Annotated in this window: 17 protein-coding genes; 7 read left to right on the top strand and 10 right to left on the bottom strand. The window is 70.2% G+C overall.

Annotation, left to right across the window (positions count from 1 at the left end):
* Window positions 1–139: 139 nt before the first annotated feature.
* Both A4V12_RS14620 and A4V12_RS14615 read left to right on the top strand, forming a co-directional pair.
* Window positions 140–601: a MarR family winged helix-turn-helix transcriptional regulator gene (locus A4V12_RS14620; protein WP_064069766.1), complete on the top strand. Its 462-nt coding sequence runs from the start codon at window positions 140–142 to the stop codon at window positions 599–601.
* A gap of 38 nt (window positions 602–639) precedes the next feature.
* A complete protein-coding gene (locus A4V12_RS14615; RefSeq protein ID WP_064069765.1) occupies window positions 640–1095 on the top strand; it encodes a GNAT family N-acetyltransferase in 456 nt (151 codons plus the stop codon).
* A 55-nt stretch (window positions 1096–1150) separates the two neighbouring features.
* Here the strand turns inward: A4V12_RS14615 and A4V12_RS14610 are convergent, their stop codons facing one another.
* Both A4V12_RS14610 and A4V12_RS14605 read right to left on the bottom strand, forming a co-directional pair.
* Window positions 1151–2527, bottom strand: a complete 1377-nt coding sequence (locus tag A4V12_RS14610; RefSeq protein WP_064069861.1) for a serine hydrolase domain-containing protein — start codon at window positions 2525–2527, stop codon at window positions 1151–1153.
* A gap of 74 nt (window positions 2528–2601) precedes the next feature.
* On the bottom strand, window positions 2602–3693 hold the full coding sequence (locus A4V12_RS14605; protein WP_064069764.1) for a MerR family transcriptional regulator: 1092 nt from the start codon (window positions 3691–3693) through the stop codon (window positions 2602–2604).
* Between the two features lie 194 nt (window positions 3694–3887).
* Between A4V12_RS14605 and A4V12_RS14600 the strand changes: the two genes are divergently transcribed.
* A complete protein-coding gene (locus tag A4V12_RS14600) occupies window positions 3888–4451 on the top strand; it encodes a dihydrofolate reductase family protein (protein ID WP_064069763.1) in 564 nt (187 codons plus the stop codon).
* Window positions 4452–4516: 65 nt separating this feature from the next.
* On the opposite strand, the gene A4V12_RS14595 is transcribed toward A4V12_RS14600, so the two are convergent.
* From A4V12_RS14595 to dnaB, 3 genes are all read right to left on the bottom strand, one after another.
* Window positions 4517–5392 (bottom strand): alpha/beta fold hydrolase, encoded by an 876-nt coding sequence (locus A4V12_RS14595; RefSeq protein ID WP_064069762.1) that lies wholly within the window; start codon window positions 5390–5392, stop codon window positions 4517–4519.
* The gene (locus A4V12_RS14590; protein ID WP_064069860.1) at window positions 5392–5982 is read right to left on the bottom strand and encodes a TetR/AcrR family transcriptional regulator; all 591 of its coding nucleotides are present in this window, start codon (window positions 5980–5982) and stop codon (window positions 5392–5394) included. The genes A4V12_RS14595 and A4V12_RS14590 overlap by 1 nt, the downstream gene beginning before the upstream one ends.
* 175 nt (window positions 5983–6157) lie before the next feature.
* The gene (dnaB, locus tag A4V12_RS14585; RefSeq protein ID WP_064069761.1) at window positions 6158–7648 is read right to left on the bottom strand and encodes a replicative DNA helicase; all 1491 of its coding nucleotides are present in this window, start codon (window positions 7646–7648) and stop codon (window positions 6158–6160) included.
* A gap of 424 nt (window positions 7649–8072) precedes the next feature.
* Between dnaB and A4V12_RS14580 the strand changes: the two genes are divergently transcribed.
* Window positions 8073–9410 carry an MATE family efflux transporter gene (locus tag A4V12_RS14580; protein ID WP_064069760.1) on the top strand — a complete coding sequence of 446 codons (1338 nt, stop codon included), beginning with the start codon at window positions 8073–8075 and terminating at the stop codon, window positions 9408–9410.
* Between the two features lie 156 nt (window positions 9411–9566).
* Here A4V12_RS14580 and rplI read toward each other — a convergent pair whose 3' ends face one another.
* From rplI to rpsF, 4 genes are all read right to left on the bottom strand, one after another.
* The gene (rplI, locus tag A4V12_RS14575; protein ID WP_064069759.1) at window positions 9567–10013 is read right to left on the bottom strand and encodes a 50S ribosomal protein L9; all 447 of its coding nucleotides are present in this window, start codon (window positions 10011–10013) and stop codon (window positions 9567–9569) included.
* A 17-nt stretch (window positions 10014–10030) separates the two neighbouring features.
* The gene (gene rpsR / locus A4V12_RS14570; protein WP_005315025.1) at window positions 10031–10267 is read right to left on the bottom strand and encodes a 30S ribosomal protein S18; all 237 of its coding nucleotides are present in this window, start codon (window positions 10265–10267) and stop codon (window positions 10031–10033) included.
* Between the two features lie 63 nt (window positions 10268–10330).
* On the bottom strand, window positions 10331–10909 hold the full coding sequence (locus A4V12_RS14565) for a single-stranded DNA-binding protein (RefSeq protein WP_064069758.1): 579 nt from the start codon (window positions 10907–10909) through the stop codon (window positions 10331–10333).
* Between the two features lie 75 nt (window positions 10910–10984).
* Window positions 10985–11275: a 30S ribosomal protein S6 gene (gene rpsF, locus A4V12_RS14560; RefSeq protein WP_004950685.1), complete on the bottom strand. Its 291-nt coding sequence runs from the start codon at window positions 11273–11275 to the stop codon at window positions 10985–10987.
* A 271-nt stretch (window positions 11276–11546) separates the two neighbouring features.
* On the opposite strand from rpsF, the gene A4V12_RS14555 reads away from it, so the two are divergent.
* The 3 genes from A4V12_RS14555 to A4V12_RS14545 all read left to right on the top strand — a co-directional run bounded on the left by A4V12_RS14555 (window position 11547) and on the right by A4V12_RS14545 (window position 14184).
* Window positions 11547–11861 (top strand): hypothetical protein, encoded by a 315-nt coding sequence (locus A4V12_RS14555; RefSeq protein WP_064069757.1) that lies wholly within the window; start codon window positions 11547–11549, stop codon window positions 11859–11861.
* A gap of 110 nt (window positions 11862–11971) precedes the next feature.
* Window positions 11972–13090 (top strand): lipid II:glycine glycyltransferase FemX, encoded by a 1119-nt coding sequence (locus A4V12_RS14550; RefSeq protein WP_064069756.1) that lies wholly within the window; start codon window positions 11972–11974, stop codon window positions 13088–13090.
* A 62-nt stretch (window positions 13091–13152) separates the two neighbouring features.
* On the top strand, window positions 13153–14184 hold the full coding sequence (locus tag A4V12_RS14545) for an alanine racemase (protein WP_064069755.1): 1032 nt from the start codon (window positions 13153–13155) through the stop codon (window positions 14182–14184).
* Between the two features lie 240 nt (window positions 14185–14424).
* On the opposite strand, the gene A4V12_RS14540 is transcribed toward A4V12_RS14545, so the two are convergent.
* The gene (locus tag A4V12_RS14540) at window positions 14425–15912 is read right to left on the bottom strand and encodes a glycosyltransferase family 87 protein (RefSeq protein WP_064069754.1); all 1488 of its coding nucleotides are present in this window, start codon (window positions 15910–15912) and stop codon (window positions 14425–14427) included.
* Window positions 15913–15987: the final 75 nt, after the last annotated feature.

The raw sequence follows: 15987 nt of genomic DNA, 5'->3' as shown, positions 1-15987 counted from the left end.
GAAGGGCACCTTCCAGAAGTTTGCGCCTGCACCTTACAAGCGTCGACAATAATTGCAGACGCGGGTTAATTGCAAGCGCGGGCTATTGCAGACGTCGTCTACCCTGGTGGCAAGCCGCTCCGGGACGAGGAGAGATCCCATGACCGCCACAGATCCGGCACTGACCGCCCTCTCGCAGGGCTGGTGCGCGCTCTCTCTGCTGCACGGCAGGATCGAGGCCCACATCGAACGCGCACTGGAGGCCGGGCACGGTCTGAGCGTGCGCGAGTTCTCCCTGCTGGACGTACTCAGCAGGCAGCACAACGGACCGGGCGGACATCTCCAGATGAAGCAGGTCGCCGACGCCGTGGTCCTCAGCCAGAGCGCCACCACCCGCCTGGTCACCCGCCTCGAGGACCGCGGTCTGCTCACGCGGTACCTCTGCGACACCGATCGACGCGGCATCTACACCGACGTCACGGAGGCCGGGCTGGCCCTGCTCACCGAGGCCCGGCCGACCAATGACGCCGCCCTCCGGGAAGCCCTCGACGAGGCGGCCAAGAACCCGGAACTCGCCCCGCTGGTAAGGGCCGTGGAGGAACTGCACGTCCCGGTGGGCTGACTCCCGGCGCATGATCGGAGGGCCGTAGCCTGCGGTGCATGACCGACTGCGACATAAGGCCCGCCACCCCCGCCGACATCCCCGCGATCGTGGCCATGCTCGCCGACGACCCCCTGGGGGCCCAGCGCGAGTCGCCCGACGACCTCACCCCGTACACCGCCGCCTTCGAGCGGTTGGCCGGTGACCCCAACCAGCACCTGGTGGTCGCCGTGCGGGCGGAGCAGGTCGTCGGGACGCTTCAGCTCACGATCATTCCCGGGCTGTCACGGCGCGGAGCGACCCGGTCGATCATCGAAGGAGTCCGCATCCACGCCGACGAGCGGGGCGGGGGCCTCGGTACGCAGCTCATCGAGTGGGCCATCGCGGAGTCCCGGCGCCGGCAGTGCCGGCTGGTCCAGCTCACCTCCGACGCCACGCGCACCGACGCCCGCCGCTTCTATGAGCGGCTGGGGTTCGAGGCCTCCCATGTGGGCTTCAAAATGCCCCTGGGGTGACCCCGGCCCGGCGGGCCGAGCCGCCGCCTCGCCGTTTCACGTGAAACATCGCGGGTCAGAGGCCGCGCCAGCCGTCCGCGTCCACTCCACCCGGCACGGCATCCCCGGCCTCGTACGGCTCGCGCGTGAAGACGAATGAGCCGAGGTCGAGGTGGCTCACCGAGTCGTCATCGCGCCGCACCATGCGCAGGGTCTCTCCTGCGTAGTAGCCGTCCAGGCCGATCCAGGTGCCGTCCCCCTGGGCCCGGAAGCGCGAGGCGCGGCCCGGTCCGCGCAAGGGAACCAGCTCGACACCTCCCCCGCCCGTGATGCGCAGGCCATAGGCGTACGTGCCCCAGTACCACGGTCCGGTCAGCTCGAGCAGCGCCGGATCGATCTCCGGCAGCGGCCGCCAGGGCTGTGGGATGCGCGGCTCCGCCTCGGCCACGATCCGTACGAGGTCGGTGGCGACCGCGCCGGGCACGGGCCCGGACGTGGCGTTGGCCAGGACGACCGCGGCGACGCCGTCCTCCACCCCCACCCACAGTCCGGCGAGGAACCCCGGCAGAGAACCGGAGTGCCCGACGAACGTCCGTCCACCCCGGCGCACCAACTGCAGCCCGAGCCCATAACCGCTGTCCCAGTCACCCGCCTCCGGGGCCACGGCAGGTGTGCGCATCTCCCGCAGCGTCTCGGGGCCCAGCACCCGCTCGTCCCCCTCGGCGAGGAAGAGCGCGAACCGGCACAGGTCCGCCGCGGTCGACCAGAGCTGGCCCGCCGGCGCCATGAGCCCCAGGTCCTCGGTCGGTTCCGGCAGCATCACATCGGCCCAGGGGTGCACCGCCCAGCCCCCGGCGTGCGGGGCTACGGGCTGGACCGTCGTACGCGTCAGGCCCAGCGGTTGCAGGATCTCCGCCTTCAGCGCCTCCTCCCAGGACACCCCGCGTACCGCCTCGACCAGCGAACCCAGCAGCGTGTAACCGGTGTTGGAGTAGTGGTGGCGGCGGCCCGCCGGGTGCAGCAGTGGCCGCTCGCCCAGCACATCGGCGAGCTCCGGGCGCAGCGAGCCCGGTGTCCGCTCCCACCACGGCGCCGGGGACTCGGCGGCCAGTCCGGCGCTGTGCCCGAGGAGCTGCGCGACCGTCACCTCACCGACGCCCGTCCCGGGGAGGTGCTTCTCCAGCGGGTCGTTCAGGTCGAGCAGGCCTTCGTCCCGCAGCCGCATCACCAGGACGGCCGTGAACGGCTTGGTGATGGAACCGATCCGGTACTGCGTGTCGGCGTCCGGTACATGCCCGTCGACACAACTGCGCCCGCCCTCCCAGAGCAATCGGCCGTCTCTGGCCACCGCGCCGACGAGTGAGGGCGTCCGGCCTTCCGTCTGCGCGGTGGCCACCCGGTGCAGCAGGGCGCGCTCGGTGGTGGGAAGAAGTGCTTCGAAGGATGACGTCATGCTCCAGGTGTATCCGCCGGGGAGCGTCATCGTCGACCGCATTGATCCGCTGCGGGCGCCCGTGTCCCGGCCCCTCAGGCCCGGCGGACCGGCATGACCAGGCTCGTGAAGCTGCCCTGGTCCGCGGACCGGACCACGACCGGCTCCGTCGGCGCGGAACACTCCAGCAGGACGTCCGGACCGACCGCCGCGTCCAGCGCTCCCAGGAGCACGGCCGGGTCGAAAGCGAGGTCCAGCGGCGGCCCCGTACAGATGGCACGCAGCGTGCTGTCCACGGCGCCGGGTCCGGAGACCACCAGCCGCTCTCCTCCGGAACGCAGGGCGACGGCAGGCCCTCCGCAGCGGCCCGTCACCGCCGCGCGCAGGCCGTCCCGTCCGGTGATGATCCGGTGAGCCGCCGGAGGGAGACCGTCCAGGACCGTCCGGTAGTCCGGGAAGGTCCCGCCCTCGACCGGCACCGGGAGCCGCTCGTCACCGGCACGGACACGGACGCCGTGCTGGTCGACCTCGATGGTGACCTCCGCCTCCCTCAGCGCCCGGGCGGCGAGCCCCCTCATCGCCCCGACGTCCACGAGCACCTGCTGCGGCCCGCCCTCGGCGGCCTCGGCGCGCAGCGTCCGCACCGCCAGCCGGAAGCGGTCCGTCGCCACCAACCGCACCTCCGGACCGTCGAGTTCCAGCAGCACACGGGCGAGTACGGGGAACTCCGCCTGTGCCTCCGCACCAGCCGCCACGGCCGGGGCCACCTGACGTACCGCGCCGGCGAACTCGGCCCCACCGACCCGGGCCCGCGACCCGGGCCCGCATCCCGCCTCCGGGGACGCCGGGCGCAAGCCCCCCAGGATACCCTCGGCCGCCTCCCGGGCGGCCACCGCCACGTCGCGGCTCCTGCGCACATGCTCCTCCAGCACCACCCGGGCCTCCTCCTCGTCGCCGTCGAGCACCACCAGGGCGTCGACCAGCGGCAGGCCGGCCTCCCGCAGGCGCCTCACCAGACCGGCCCGTGCTTCCTGCCCCGGCTCGTAGAAGCGGTAGCCGGTCACCTCGTCGACATGGGCGGGCCGCAGCACCCCGCAGTCGTCGTAGAACCGCAGGGCACTGGGCGCCAGCCCCACCCGGCGCGCAAAGGCACCGATGCTCAGCAGTGCTTCGGTCGTCTCGTCCATGGCCGCGATTGTGGGCCTTCAAGCAACACGAGGGTCAAAGCCGCACGGCCGGCGTCCGTTCGGTAGGGCGGTGTCCCACCGCGACGGCACCCGCCGGGTGCGAGGACCCCATGCGAGGTCGGATCGCGCACCGATGAGTTTCCCGCGCCGCGCCGGTCCGTATGCGGGGGACCGACTCGCGGGAGGCTGGCGCCATGCGGAAACTGATCTACGGCATGAACCTGAGTCTGGACGGCTACATCGCCGCGCCCGGCGACGACATCGGCTGGAGCGTGCCGAGCGACGAGCTGTTCCAGTTCTGGTCCGACCACTTGCAGGCGACCGAGCTGACGCTGTACGGGCGCAAGCTGTGGCAGACGATGAGCTCCTACTGGCCGACCGGCGACCAGCAGCCCGATGCCACCGCGGCGGAGATCGAGTTCGCGCGCCGCTGGCGGGACATGCCGAAGGTGGTGTTCTCCTCGACCATCGACGAGGTCGACTGGAACACCCGCCTGGTCACCGGTGACGCGGTCGCCGAGATCGTCCGGCTCAAGGCGGATGACGGCGGCCCGATGGACATCGGCGGCGCGACGCTCGCCGGGGCGGCCATGCGGGCCGGGCTGATCGACGAGTACGTGCTGGCCACCGCGCCGGTCCTGGTGGGCGGCGGCACGCCGTTCTTCACCGCGCTGGACAGCTGGGTGAACCTGAACCTGGTGGAGACGCGGACACTTCCCTGCGGCGTGGTCCTGACCAGGTACGAGACGAGGCGCTGAACGTCCGTTGCGCGTCCCGGCCGCCTGCCGGGTCCACGTGTACGCGTCCGCCACCGCCGGGGCGGTCAGCAGGCAGTGCGTTCACGGGCCTGCCCCTCCGCAACGGAGTCTCGGAGGATCTTCCGCAGGTGCTCGCCGAACTCCTCGGGGTGCGTGGTCAGTCCGACGTGCCCGCCGGGAAAGTGCTGGAGCTCCGTGCCGAGACGCTCGGCCAGGTAAGCCGCCGCGCGGTAGGGCAGCTCACCAGGTGAGTCCTGGCCGCCGGCGAGCACGAGCCGGTCCGACAGCCCCTCCAGCCGGCGGACGTCCGGCACGTAGGACATGAAGCCGGGCACGATCCGCCCGACGAAGTACGGCAGGTCGGCCATCGCCTGATCGGCCCGCGCCGCCGCTCGGGGCGTTAGCTCGAGCCCGTCCTTCGGCTCGGTGGCGACGCCGTCCTTCTGCAGACCCGCCGCGAACACGGCCATCGCCGGCATGAGCCCTTGGGTGCGGAGCGTCTCCTGCACATGTGCGATGAGTGCGCGGTGTTCAGCCGCGTCCGGCAGGACCTCCACGACTGGCGGCTCGTGCGCCACGACGCGTGCGACGCGTTCGGGGTGGGCGGTGAGAAGGTGCAGAGCGGCGATCGCACCCGAACTGGCGCCGAGAACGAGGGCGGGCTCACCGGGCGACAGCAGTTCCAGCATCCGGTACGCGTCGTCGGCGTGCTCGGCCACGTGCTGTTCGGCCTCGGGGTCGTCCAGCGTGCTGCGGGCCATACCGCGCGGGTCATAGGTCGCGACCGTGTATGCGGCGGCCAGGTCGTCGGCGATGCCGTCGAAGGATGCCGCGCCGCCCGTTCCTCCGGGGATCAGCAGCAGGAGCGGACCCCGGCCTCGCACTTCGTAGTGCAGGGTCGCGCCGTTCACACGCAGGCTGCCGATGGTCGGGACGGTCATCAGGAGTCTCCTTCTCGGGACGCGGGCCAGTGCTCCAGGAGGGTGTGCAGGGCGTCGAGCGAGCGGCTCCAGGACTGCTGCGGAGAGCGCTCGTGCGCGAAGCCGCCGGCCGCTTCCAGGGCGACGAATCCGTGGAACGTGCTGCGCAGCAGGCGGACCGCGTCGGTCAGGTCCGGCTCGGTCAGTCCGTAGCCGCGGAGCATGCCGTAGGTCAGCTCGACCGCGCGCCGAGGTCCGGGCGCTTCCGCGGCGAGCTCAGGGTCGATCCGGATCGGGGTCTGCGTGGCCATGTAGCGGCCCGGATGCCTGTGGGCGTACTCCCGCCAGGCATTCGCGAAGGCGATGAGCGCGTCCTTGCCCGCTCGTCCGGCGGTCGCCTCCGCGATGCGGATGGTCTTCTCGTCCGCCGCCAGCAGCGCGATCCGACCGCGCAGATCCTCCAGGCTGCGGACGTGCGTGTAGAGGCTCGCGTCCTTCACGCCCAGCCGCCGCGCCACCTGCGACATGGTCACCCGGTCGAGCCCGATGTCGTCCGCCAGCTCTGCGCCCGCCATCGTCACCCGTTCCGCGGTCAGCCCGGCCCGCACCACCATGCACCTCCAAGATCCTAGATACCCTAGTTTTAACCTAGGCCTCCTAGGAAGGCAAACGAGGGCAGGCACCAGGCGCATGGCCGTTGGAGGGGTACGGAAAAGGGCGCCACTCAACCGAGTGGCGCCCTCACGTGCGATTCCGCGGGCAAGCAGGAACCCGACCGGGCGACGGTCAGGTCTGCGCCATGTCGACGAAGCGCGAGTAGTGGCCCTGGAAGGCCACGGTGATGGTGGCGGTGGGGCCGTTACGGTGCTTGGCCACGATCAGGTCCGCCTCGCCCGCGCGGGGGGACTCCTTCTCGTACGCGTCCTCGCGGTGCAGCAGGATGACCATGTCCGCGTCCTGCTCGATGGAGCCGGACTCACGGAGGTCGGAGACCATCGGCTTCTTGTCCGTCCGCTGCTCGGGGCCACGGTTCAGCTGCGACAGGGCGATCACGGGGATCTCCAGCTCCTTGGCGAGCAGCTTCAGGTTCCGGGACATGTCCGAGACCTCCTGCTGCCGGCTCTCCGCCCGCTTGGAGCCGCCGGACTGCATCAGCTGGAGGTAGTCGATGACGACCAGCTTCAGGTTGTTCCGCTGCTTGAGCCGACGGCACTTCGCCCGGATCTCCATCATCGACAGGTTCGGGGAGTCGTCGATGTAGAGCGGCGCCTGCGACACGTCCGGCATGCGGCGGGCCAGCCGCGTCCAGTCCTCGTCCGTCATCGTGCCGGACCGCATGTGGTGCAGCGCCACGCGTGCCTCCGCCGACAGCAGACGCATCGCGATCTCGTTGCGGCCCATCTCCAGGGAGAAAATGACGCTCGGCAGGTTGTTCTTGATCGATGCCGCCCGGGCGAAGTCCAGGGCGAGCGTCGACTTACCCATGGCGGGGCGGGCCGCGATGACGATCATCTGGCCGGGGTGCAGGCCGTTGGTGAGCGAGTCGAAGTCGGTGAAGCCGGTCGGTACGCCGGTCATCTCGCCGCTGCGCGAGCCGATGGCCTCGATCTCGTCGAGGGCGCCCTCCATGATGTCGCCGAGCGGCAGGTAGTCCTCGCTCGTGCGCTGCTCGGTGACCGCGTAGATCTCCGCCTGGGCGGAGTTGACGATCTCGTCGACGTCGCCGTCGGCCGCGTATCCCATCTGCGTGATCTTGGTGCCGGCCTGGACGAGCCGCCGGAGGACCGCTCGCTCGTGGACGATCTCCGCGTAGTACGAGGCGTTCGCCGCGGTCGGCACCGACTGGACGAGGGTGTGCAGGTAGGAGGCGCCGCCGACCCGGTTGATCTCTCCGCGCTTGGTCAGCTCGGCGCCCACCGTGATGGGGTCGGCCGGCTCGCCCTTGGCGTAGAGGTCGAGGATCGCGGTGTAGATCGTCTCGTGGGCCGGCTTGTAGAAGTCGTGGCCCTTGATGATCTCCACGACGTCCGCGATGGCGTCCTTGGAGAGCAGCATGCCGCCCAGCACGGACTGCTCGGCGTCGAGGTCCTGCGGGGGCACCCGCTCGAAGCCACCCGCACCGCTGTCCCACGGGCCGCTGTCGCTTCCCCGCTCGTGCTGGTCGTCACGGCCCATGCCCCGGCCGCGACCGTCACCGCTCCGCTGGCGGGTGACGGGCAGACGGTCACTGGGACCGGTGTCGGCCCAGGGGTCGTCCAAGGGCTCGGGGATGCTCACCGGCCCACCTCCTCCCGTCCGCTCCGCGGACCCTCGCCGTGCCACTCTTTGTACGGCACGACACTGACAAAGCGAGAGGCTCAACTCCGCTTCTGGCGCGTCGAGCGCCGGACCACGGTAGGCCCGCGGGCACCGTCAGCCAATCTGGTTATCCACAGGGCCTGTGGGTGAAGACCCAGATGCTGTGGAGAACTCCGCAGAACCTGTGCACGGACCGGGGGACAGCCGTGTGGACAAACTCATAGCCGTGCCGCGACAGCGCCGCTGACCTGGCCTTTTTCCGTCCACCGGCTGTGGGGGAGAAAAACTTTCCCCACCGGACCAAGATCAGAACAAACGGCGCACACCCGAAGCGTCAACTCACTGATCGGTAAGGATCCAAAGCCCCTTGCATCTCTTACCTGTGGAAGATTAGATTGCGTGCATGACCCAGGCTCCCGCGCGACCCAAGAGCGAACGACGCCGGCACGACCGCGAGATCTTCGCGCTCGCCGTCCCGGCCTTCGGCGCGCTCGTCGCCGAGCCCCTTTTCGTGATGGTCGACAGCGCCATCGTCGGCCACCTCGGCACCCCTCAGCTCGCCGGTCTCGGCATCGCCGCAGCCCTCCTGGCGACGGGTGTGAGCGTCTTCGTCTTCCTCGCCTACGCCACCACGGCGGCCGTCGCCCGCCGGGTGGGCGCCGGAGACCTGCCGTCGGCCATCCGCCAGGGCATGGACGGCATCTGGCTGGCCCTCCTCCTGGGCATGGCCGTCATCGCGGTCACCCTTCCCACGGCACCGTGGCTGGTCGAGGTCTTCGGCGCCTCCGACACCGCCGCCCCCTATGCGACCACCTACCTGCGCGTCTCCAGCCTCGGCATACCCGCGATGCTGATCGTCCTCGCCGCCACCGGAGTCCTGCGGGGCCTCCAGGACACCCGCACCCCCCTGTACGTCGCCATCGCCGGCTTCACGGCCAACGCGGTGCTGAATGTCGTCCTGGTGTACGGCGCCGGTCTCGGCATCGCCGGCTCCGCCTGGGGCACGGTGATCGCTCAGGTCGGCATGGCAGTGGCGTACCTCTTCGTGGTCGTCCGGGGGGCCAGGCGCCACGGGGCCTCCCTCCGCCCCGATGCCGCCGGCATCCGGGCGAGCGCCCAGGCAGGTGCGCCGCTGCTGGTCCGCACACTCTCGCTGCGTGCCGTCCTCATGATCGCCACGGGTGTGGCCGCCAGGCTCGGCGACGCGGAGGTCGCCGCCCACCAGATCATCCTGTCCCTGTGGAGTCTGATGGCCTTCGCGCTGGACGCGATCGCCATCGCGGGCCAGGCGATCATCGGCCGCTACCTGGGCGCCGGAGACGCCGAGGGGGCCCGAAGGGTCTGCCGGCGCATGGTCGAGTGGGGCATCGCCTCCGGACTGCTGCTGGGCGGGCTGATCGTTCTGGCCCGCCCCCTCTTCATCCCGCTGTTCACCGACGACCAGACCGTACGGGACACGCTGCTGCCCGCCCTGCTGGTCGTCGCCCTGTCGCAGCCGATCGCCGGCGTGGTCTTCGTCCTCGACGGTGTACTCATGGGCGCGGGAGACGGCCCCTACCTGGCCGCTGCCATGGTGGTGACGCTCGTCGTCTTCGCACCGGTCGCCCTTCTGGTACCGGCGTTCGGCGGTGGCCTGACCGCGCTCTGGTGGGCGATGGGGCTGATGATGCTGGTCCGGATGGTGACGTTGTGGCTGCGGATGCGCTCCGGCCGGTGGGTGGTCACCGGAGCCACCCGCTGACGCCCGACACGTCGTGTTTCACGTGAAACACCATGAAAGGCACAGCAAAGGCTCAGGACCCGGGAACGGGAAAAGCAGAAGGGCCGCACCCGGAGGTGCGGCCCTTCCTGCTTGGCGGCCGCCGGGCGACCGCTAGCGAAACGCTGAGCCGGATGCTCAGGCGGCGACGATCTCGACGCCCAGCTTCGCGACGACCTCGGCGTGCAGACGCACGGAGACCTGGTGCGAACCGAGGGTCTTGATCGACGAGCCGAGCTCGACACGGCGCTTGTCGACCTCGGGGCCACCAGCGGACTTGATCGCCGCAGCGATGTCGGCCGGGGTCACGGAGCCGAAGAGACGGCCGGCGTCGCCGGAGCGAACGGCCAGGCGCACCTTCGTGCCCTCGAGCTGAGCCTTGATCTCGTTGGCCTGCTCGATGGTCGCGATCTCGTGGATCTTACGGGCGCGGCGGATCTGCGCCACGTCCTTCTCGCCACCCTTGGTCCAGCGGATCGCGAAACCGCGCGGGACCAGGTAGTTGCGAGCGTAACCGTCCTTGACGTCGACGACGTCGCCGGCGGTGCCGAGGCCGGAGACCTCGTGCTTGAGGATGATCTTCATGTTTCGGTCACCCTCTCTTATCGCGCGGTGGACGTGTAGGGCAGCAGCGCCATCTCACGGCTGTTCTTCACGGCCGTGGCGACGTCACGCTGGTGCTGCGTGCAGTTGCCGGTGACGCGGCGGGCACGGATCTTGCCGCGGTCGGAAATGAACTTCCGCAGCATGTTCGTGTCCTTGTAGTCCACGTACGCGGTCTTGTCCTTGCAGAATGCGCAGACCTTCTTCTTCGGCTTGCGCACAGGCGGCTTCGCCATGGTGTATCTCCTGTGTGATCAAGAAGTGGGGTACGAGCCTGAGCCCTGAGACCCTGGAGGGGTCTAGAAGGGGGGCTCGTCCGAGTAGCCGCCGCCGGAGCCGCCGGAGCTTCCGCCCCAGTTGCCTCCGCCGCCCTGCTGCTGGCCACCGGCCGGCGCACTGGTCGCCCACGGGTCGTCGGCGGGAGCGCCGCCACCCTGCTGGCCACCACCCGGGGCACCGCCCCAGTTGCCACCGCCCTGCTGACCGCCGCCATAGCCGCCCTGGCCGCCGCGACCGGTGGTCTTGGTGACCTTGGCCGTGGCGTTCTTGAGGCTGGGGCCGACTTCCTCGACGTCCAGCTCGAAGACCGTGCGCTTGACGCCCTCGCGGTCCTCGTACGACCGCTGCTTCAGCCGGCCCTGCACGACGACGCGCATGCCTCGCTGGAGCGACTCGGCGACGTTCTCCGCCGCCTGGCGCCAGACCGAGCAGGTCAGGAACAGGCTTTCGCCGTCCTTCCACTCATTGGTCTGACGGTCGAAGGTGCGGGGAGTGGACGCGACGCGGAACTTCGCGACCGCCGCACCGGACGGGGTGAAGCGCAGCTCGGGGTCGTCGACAAGATTGCCGACGACCGTGATGACGGTCTCGCCTGCCATGGGGAACCTCTCGGCGGGATAGCTTCTGGCTGCTTGCTGCTGCTACTCGAACCCGATGCCTCTGAGCGAGAGGGCTCAGTGGGTCTCGGGACGGAGGACCTTGGTCCGGAGGACCGACTCGTTCAGGTTCATCTGGCGGTCGAGCTCCTTGACGACCGCAGGCTCGGCCTGCAGGTCGATGACCGAGTAGATGCCCTCGGGCTTCTTCTTGATCTCGTAAGCGAGACGACGACGGCCCCAGGTGTCGACCTTCTCGACCTTTCCGTTGCCCTCACGGACGACGGAGAGGAAGTTCTCGATCAGCGGGGAGACAGCGCGCTCCTCGAGATCGGGGTCGAGGATGACCATCACCTCGTAGTGACGCATGTGGAACCCACCTCCTTTGGACTCAGCGGCCACGGTCGTTCCGTGGCAGGAGGGTCGTGATGCGTGAACAACGGTATCCGCCCCCACTGACAATCGCCCCCAACGAGTGAGGGACCTGATCAGGGCATGGGCAGACACCGGTGCAGACCGTACAGAGTACCCGCACACCGGCTTCCGGTTGAAATCCGGTGGCCAGGGGCCGCAATCTGTACACATCGGGTGCGTGCGGCGCTACGATGCGCCGCCTTCCGGCACAGCCAGGAGGTACCTCATGGCCCAGGCATTCCACCGTCACCCCACCTCGTCCCTCTTCGCGACGGACGGCAAGCCCCATCCGCTCCAGGACACGCTGATGGCGGTGACCCTGGTGCTGGGCGCCGTCGCCTTCATCACGGCCCAGTTCCACAGCCTCCACCTGATCAGTTCGTGGACGGGCCTGATCGGCATCGTCACCGGCGCCTACGGCCAGTTCATCTCCGAGACGACACGCGAACGCACCCTGCTGATCATCGGCATGGGCGCCTCGGCGATCGGTCTGGGACTCGGAATGGCCCACGGCGGCCTGTTCGGCGGTGTGCTCGGTTAGGCCCTCCTGGGCGTACGGCCAGTCGGGGCGCTCCCCGGTGCCAGTAGGCTTCGGCGCGAGAGCCGGAGCCCCTGTACCCATGGGGACACACCTGCCGAGGAGCGCCCCGCATGAGCCTGACCCTGAGGACCATCAGCCGAGAGCAGCATCTGGCGTACATCCAGACCCTGCCTGCGGCGAGTCACTGCCAGGTCCCCGCATGGGCTGATGTGAAGACCGAGTGGCGCTCGGAGAACCTGGGCTGGTTCGACAAGGACGGCCAGCTGGTCGGCGCCGGCCTGGTGCTCTACCGCCAGCTCCCGAAGATCAAGCGCTACCTCGCGTACCTGCCCGAGGGGCCGGTGATCAACTGGTACGCGCCCAACCTGGACGACTGGCTCCAGCCGATGCTGGCGCACCTGAAGAACCAGGGCGCCTTCTCGGTCAAGATGGGCCCGCCGGTCGTCATCCGCCGCTGGGACGCGGCCGCGATCAAGTCCGGCATCCAGGACCCGGACGTGAAGCGCCTGCGCGACGTCGAGGCGTCGTACATCGAGCCGCGCGCCTTCGAGGTGTCCGACCGGCTGCGCAAGATGGGCTGGCAGCAGGGCGAGGACGGCGGCGCCGGCTTCGGCGACGTGCAGCCCCGCTACGTCTTCCAGGTGCCGCTGGCGAACCGTTCGCTCGACGACGTCCTCAAGGGCTTCAACCAGCTGTGGCGGCGCAACATCAAGAAGGCCGAGAAGGCCGGCGTCGAGGTCGTCCAGGGCGGTTACGAGGACCTGGCCGAGTGGCAGCGGCTGTACGAGATCACCGCCGTGCGCGACCGGTTCCGGCCGCGCCCGCTGTCGTACTTCCAGCGCATGTGGACCGTCCTCAACAACGAGGACCCCAACCGCATGCGGCTGTACTTCGCCCGCCACAACGGCGTGAACCTGTCGGCGGCCACCATGCTCGTCGTCGGCGGGCACGTCTGGTACTCCTACGGCGCCTCCGACAACATCGGCCGTGAGGTCCGCCCCTCGAACGCCATGCAGTGGCGGATGCTCCGCGACGCCTACGCGATGGGCGCGACGGTCTACGACCTCCGGGGCATCAGCGACTCGCTGGACGAGACGGACCACCTCTTCGGCCTGATCCAGTTCAAGGTCGGCACCGGTGGCGAGGCCGTCGAGTACATCGGCGAGTGGGACTTCCCGCTGAACAAGCTGCTGCACAAGGCGCTCGATATGTACATGTCGCGCCGCTGACCTTCCGTAGTCTCGTCCACACCTCCGATTCACCGCAGCCACAGAAAGGTTCCGGGCCGGCCATGGCGCTCTCCCTGTACGTCGACACCGCTCGCTGGCGGGCGCACCAGAAGTCCGTGATCGACCAGTTCCCCGGGCTGGTCCCGGTGTGCAAGGGCAACGGTTACGGCTTCGGTCACGAGCGGCTGTCCGAGGAGGCGTCCCGCTTCGGAGCCGACATGCTGGCGGTCGGCACGACCTACGAGGCGGCCCGCATCAAGGACTGGTTCGGCGGGGACCTGCTGGTCCTCACCCCCTTCCGGCGCGGTGAGGAACCGGTTCCGCTGCCGGACCGGGTGATCCGCTCGGTGTCGTCCGTGGACGGCGTGCACGCCCTCGTCGGCGCCCGGGTCGTCATCGAGTGCATGAGCTCGATGAAGCGGCACGGGATCGCCGAGCACGAGCTGGGCCTGCTGCACGCGGCCATCGAGGACGTGCGCCTGGAGGGCTTCGCGCTGCACCTGCCGCTGGACCGCACGGACGGCACCGACGCCGTCGAGGAGGTCATCGGCTGGATGGACCGGCTGCGCGCGGCCCGCCTGCCGCTGCACACCATGTTCGTCAGCCACCTCAAGGCGGAGGAGCAGGCACGGCTCCAGCAGCAGTTCCCGCAGACCCGGTTCCGGGCGCGCATCGGTACGCGCCTGTGGCTGGGCGACCACGAGGCGACCGAGTACCGGGGCGCGGTCCTGGACGTCACGCGCGTCGCCAAGGGCGACCGTTTCGGCTACCGCCAGCAGAAGGCGGCCTCCGACGGCTGGCTGGTCGTCGTCGCGGGCGGTACGTCGCACGGCGTGGGCCTGGAGGCCCCGAAGGCGATGCACGGGGTGATGCCGCGCGCCAAGGGCGTGGCACGGGCCGGTCTGGCGACGGTGAACCGCAACCTGTCGCCGTTCGTGTGGGCGGGCAAGCAGCGCTGGTTCGCCGAGCCGCCGCACATGCAGGTGTCCATCCTCTTCGTCCCGTCGGACGCCCAGGAACCGAAGGTCGGCGACGAGCTGGTCGCGCACCTGCGGCACACCACGACGCAGTTCGACCGCCTGGTCGAGCGCTAGGGCGCGTCTCGCCGGGCGGCCGATCATGCCGGGCTCCCGGCGTCCGGCCTGACCGACGAGACACCCGCTAGGGCGCGAGCCCGGCACGATCCGGGAGACCCGCCGCGGGCCCGTCCGGGCCCGCGCCCGTCACAGGAGCGCGCCCGGGCCCGGCCCTCGGCTGTCCCCCGGCCGCCCGCGGACACCGCGGGCGGCCGTTTGCGGCTCTCGGCGGCCTTCCACGGCCCCGCTCGGCGCCTGTCACTCCCGTACGGCGCCCCACTCCACCCGGGGCCCCTGCACGGCGTGTGCGGTGTGCTGGGGCGGCTGCGCGGCCCTGCCCAGGACGAACACGTCCTCGGCGCGGTCCAGGACGCCGCCGGACGGGTCGTCCGTCCCGTCCTGCCGGACCCCGTCCCGCTCGGGCATCAGGATGTCCCGCACCACCATGGCGCACAGGAACAGCGTCCCGGCCAGGTGCAGCAGGATCGCGAACTGGTAGCCCTCCGTCGGCAGCCCCTGCTTGTTGCCGCTCGTCGTGTACGCCAGGTACATCCAGATGCCGACGAAGTACATGACCTCGCAGGCCTGCCAGATGAGGAAGTCCCGCCAGCGGGGGCGGGCCAGGGCGGCGAGGGGGATCAGCCACAGCACGTACTGCGGCGAGTAGACCTTGTTGGTGAGGATGAACGCGGCGATCACCAGGAAGGCCAGCTGCGCGAACCGCGGCCGGCGGGGCGCCGTAAGCGTCAGCGCGGCGATCCCCAGGCAGGCCAGCGCCATCAGCACGCTCGCGTACGTGTTGACGGCGTCCGGCGTGATGTTCGCGCCGGTGCGCTGCGTGATGATCAGCCAGAACGAGCCGAAGTCGATGCCCCGCTCCTCGCTGAAGGAGTAGAACTTCTTCCAGCCCTCGGGCGCCAGCAGCATCACCGGCACGTTCACCGCGAGCCACGAGGCCGCCGTCCCCACCACGGCGAGGCCGAACTCCCGCCACCGCCACGCTCGCCAGCAGAGCAGCAGCAACGGTCCGAGCAGCAGGAACGGGTAGAACTTGGCGGCCGTGGCGAGGCCGAGGAACACGCCGAAGGCCAGCGCCCGCCCCCGGGACCACATCAGCATGGCGACGGCCGTGAGGGCCAGCGCGAGCAGGTCCCAGTTGATGGTGGCGGTGAGGGCGAAGGCGGGCGCCAGGGCGACAAGCAGCGCGTCCCAGGGGCGGTTGCGGTGGGTGCGCGCGACGCAGACGGCGAGCACGGCGGTGCAGGCCATCAGCATGCCCGCGTTGACCATCCAGTACATCTGCTCGCGGTACTGCAGGTCGCCGTCGAAGGGCAGCGTCAGCCAGGACGCGACCTGCATGAACAGACCGGTCAGGACGGGGTACTCGAGGTACTCCATGTCGCCGCCGAGGCGGTCGAAGTACGGGATCAGCCCGTCCGCGAAGCCCCGGCCGATGAACAGGTGCGGGATGTCGGAGTAGCAGGCGTGGGTGTACTGCGAGCTGGTGCCGCGGAACCATGCCCAGTTGTAGCAGGGCAGCTTCTGCACCATGCCGAGCGCGAACATCCCGATCGCGGCGAGGGCGATCACCCGGACGGGCGTGAGGGCGCTGCCGCCGAACCGCGCCCAGCGGCCGACGGGGCCGCCGATCAGCTCGCTGCCGGCGGCTGCGACCTCGTCCCTCCGGGTCGGGGGCACGACGGGCCGGTCCTGCTGGACGCGCGTCGTCTTGTGTGGGCTCGGCATGGGGACATCCTGCCGTACCGGGCCGTGGGTGGGCGCGGCCTGTGGACAACGGCCTGTGGACGGCGGCACCCCGGG

This window comes from Streptomyces noursei (assembly GCF_001646665.1).
Taxonomy (GTDB): Bacteria; Actinomycetota; Actinomycetes; order Streptomycetales; family Streptomycetaceae; genus Streptomyces; species Streptomyces lavendulocolor.
This window is presented reverse-complemented; position numbering and strand designations above follow the sequence as displayed.

Excerpts from the sequence above, each read along its gene's own strand:
- A4V12_RS14620 (WP_064069766.1), top strand. The coding sequence starts at position 140 with ATGACCGCCACAGATCCGGCACTGACCGCCCTCTCGCAGGGCTGGTGC.
- A4V12_RS14615 (WP_064069765.1), top strand. The coding sequence starts at position 640 with ATGACCGACTGCGACATAAGGCCCGCCACCCCCGCCGACATCCCCGCG.
- A4V12_RS14610 (WP_064069861.1), bottom strand. The coding sequence starts at position 2,527 with ATGACGTCATCCTTCGAAGCACTTCTTCCCACCACCGAGCGCGCCCTG.
- A4V12_RS14605 (WP_064069764.1), bottom strand. The coding sequence starts at position 3,693 with ATGGACGAGACGACCGAAGCACTGCTGAGCATCGGTGCCTTTGCGCGC.
- A4V12_RS14600 (WP_064069763.1), top strand. The coding sequence starts at position 3,888 with ATGCGGAAACTGATCTACGGCATGAACCTGAGTCTGGACGGCTACATC.
- A4V12_RS14595 (WP_064069762.1), bottom strand. The coding sequence starts at position 5,392 with ATGACCGTCCCGACCATCGGCAGCCTGCGTGTGAACGGCGCGACCCTG.
- A4V12_RS14580 (WP_064069760.1), top strand. The coding sequence starts at position 8,073 with ATGACCCAGGCTCCCGCGCGACCCAAGAGCGAACGACGCCGGCACGAC.
- rplI (WP_064069759.1), bottom strand. The coding sequence starts at position 10,013 with ATGAAGATCATCCTCAAGCACGAGGTCTCCGGCCTCGGCACCGCCGGC.
- rpsR (WP_005315025.1), bottom strand. The coding sequence starts at position 10,267 with ATGGCGAAGCCGCCTGTGCGCAAGCCGAAGAAGAAGGTCTGCGCATTC.
- A4V12_RS14565 (WP_064069758.1), bottom strand. The coding sequence starts at position 10,909 with ATGGCAGGCGAGACCGTCATCACGGTCGTCGGCAATCTTGTCGACGAC.
- rpsF (WP_004950685.1), bottom strand. The coding sequence starts at position 11,275 with ATGCGTCACTACGAGGTGATGGTCATCCTCGACCCCGATCTCGAGGAG.
- A4V12_RS14555 (WP_064069757.1), top strand. The coding sequence starts at position 11,547 with ATGGCCCAGGCATTCCACCGTCACCCCACCTCGTCCCTCTTCGCGACG.
- A4V12_RS14550 (WP_064069756.1), top strand. The coding sequence starts at position 11,972 with ATGAGCCTGACCCTGAGGACCATCAGCCGAGAGCAGCATCTGGCGTAC.
- A4V12_RS14545 (WP_064069755.1), top strand. The coding sequence starts at position 13,153 with ATGGCGCTCTCCCTGTACGTCGACACCGCTCGCTGGCGGGCGCACCAG.
- A4V12_RS14540 (WP_064069754.1), bottom strand. The coding sequence starts at position 15,912 with ATGCCGAGCCCACACAAGACGACGCGCGTCCAGCAGGACCGGCCCGTC.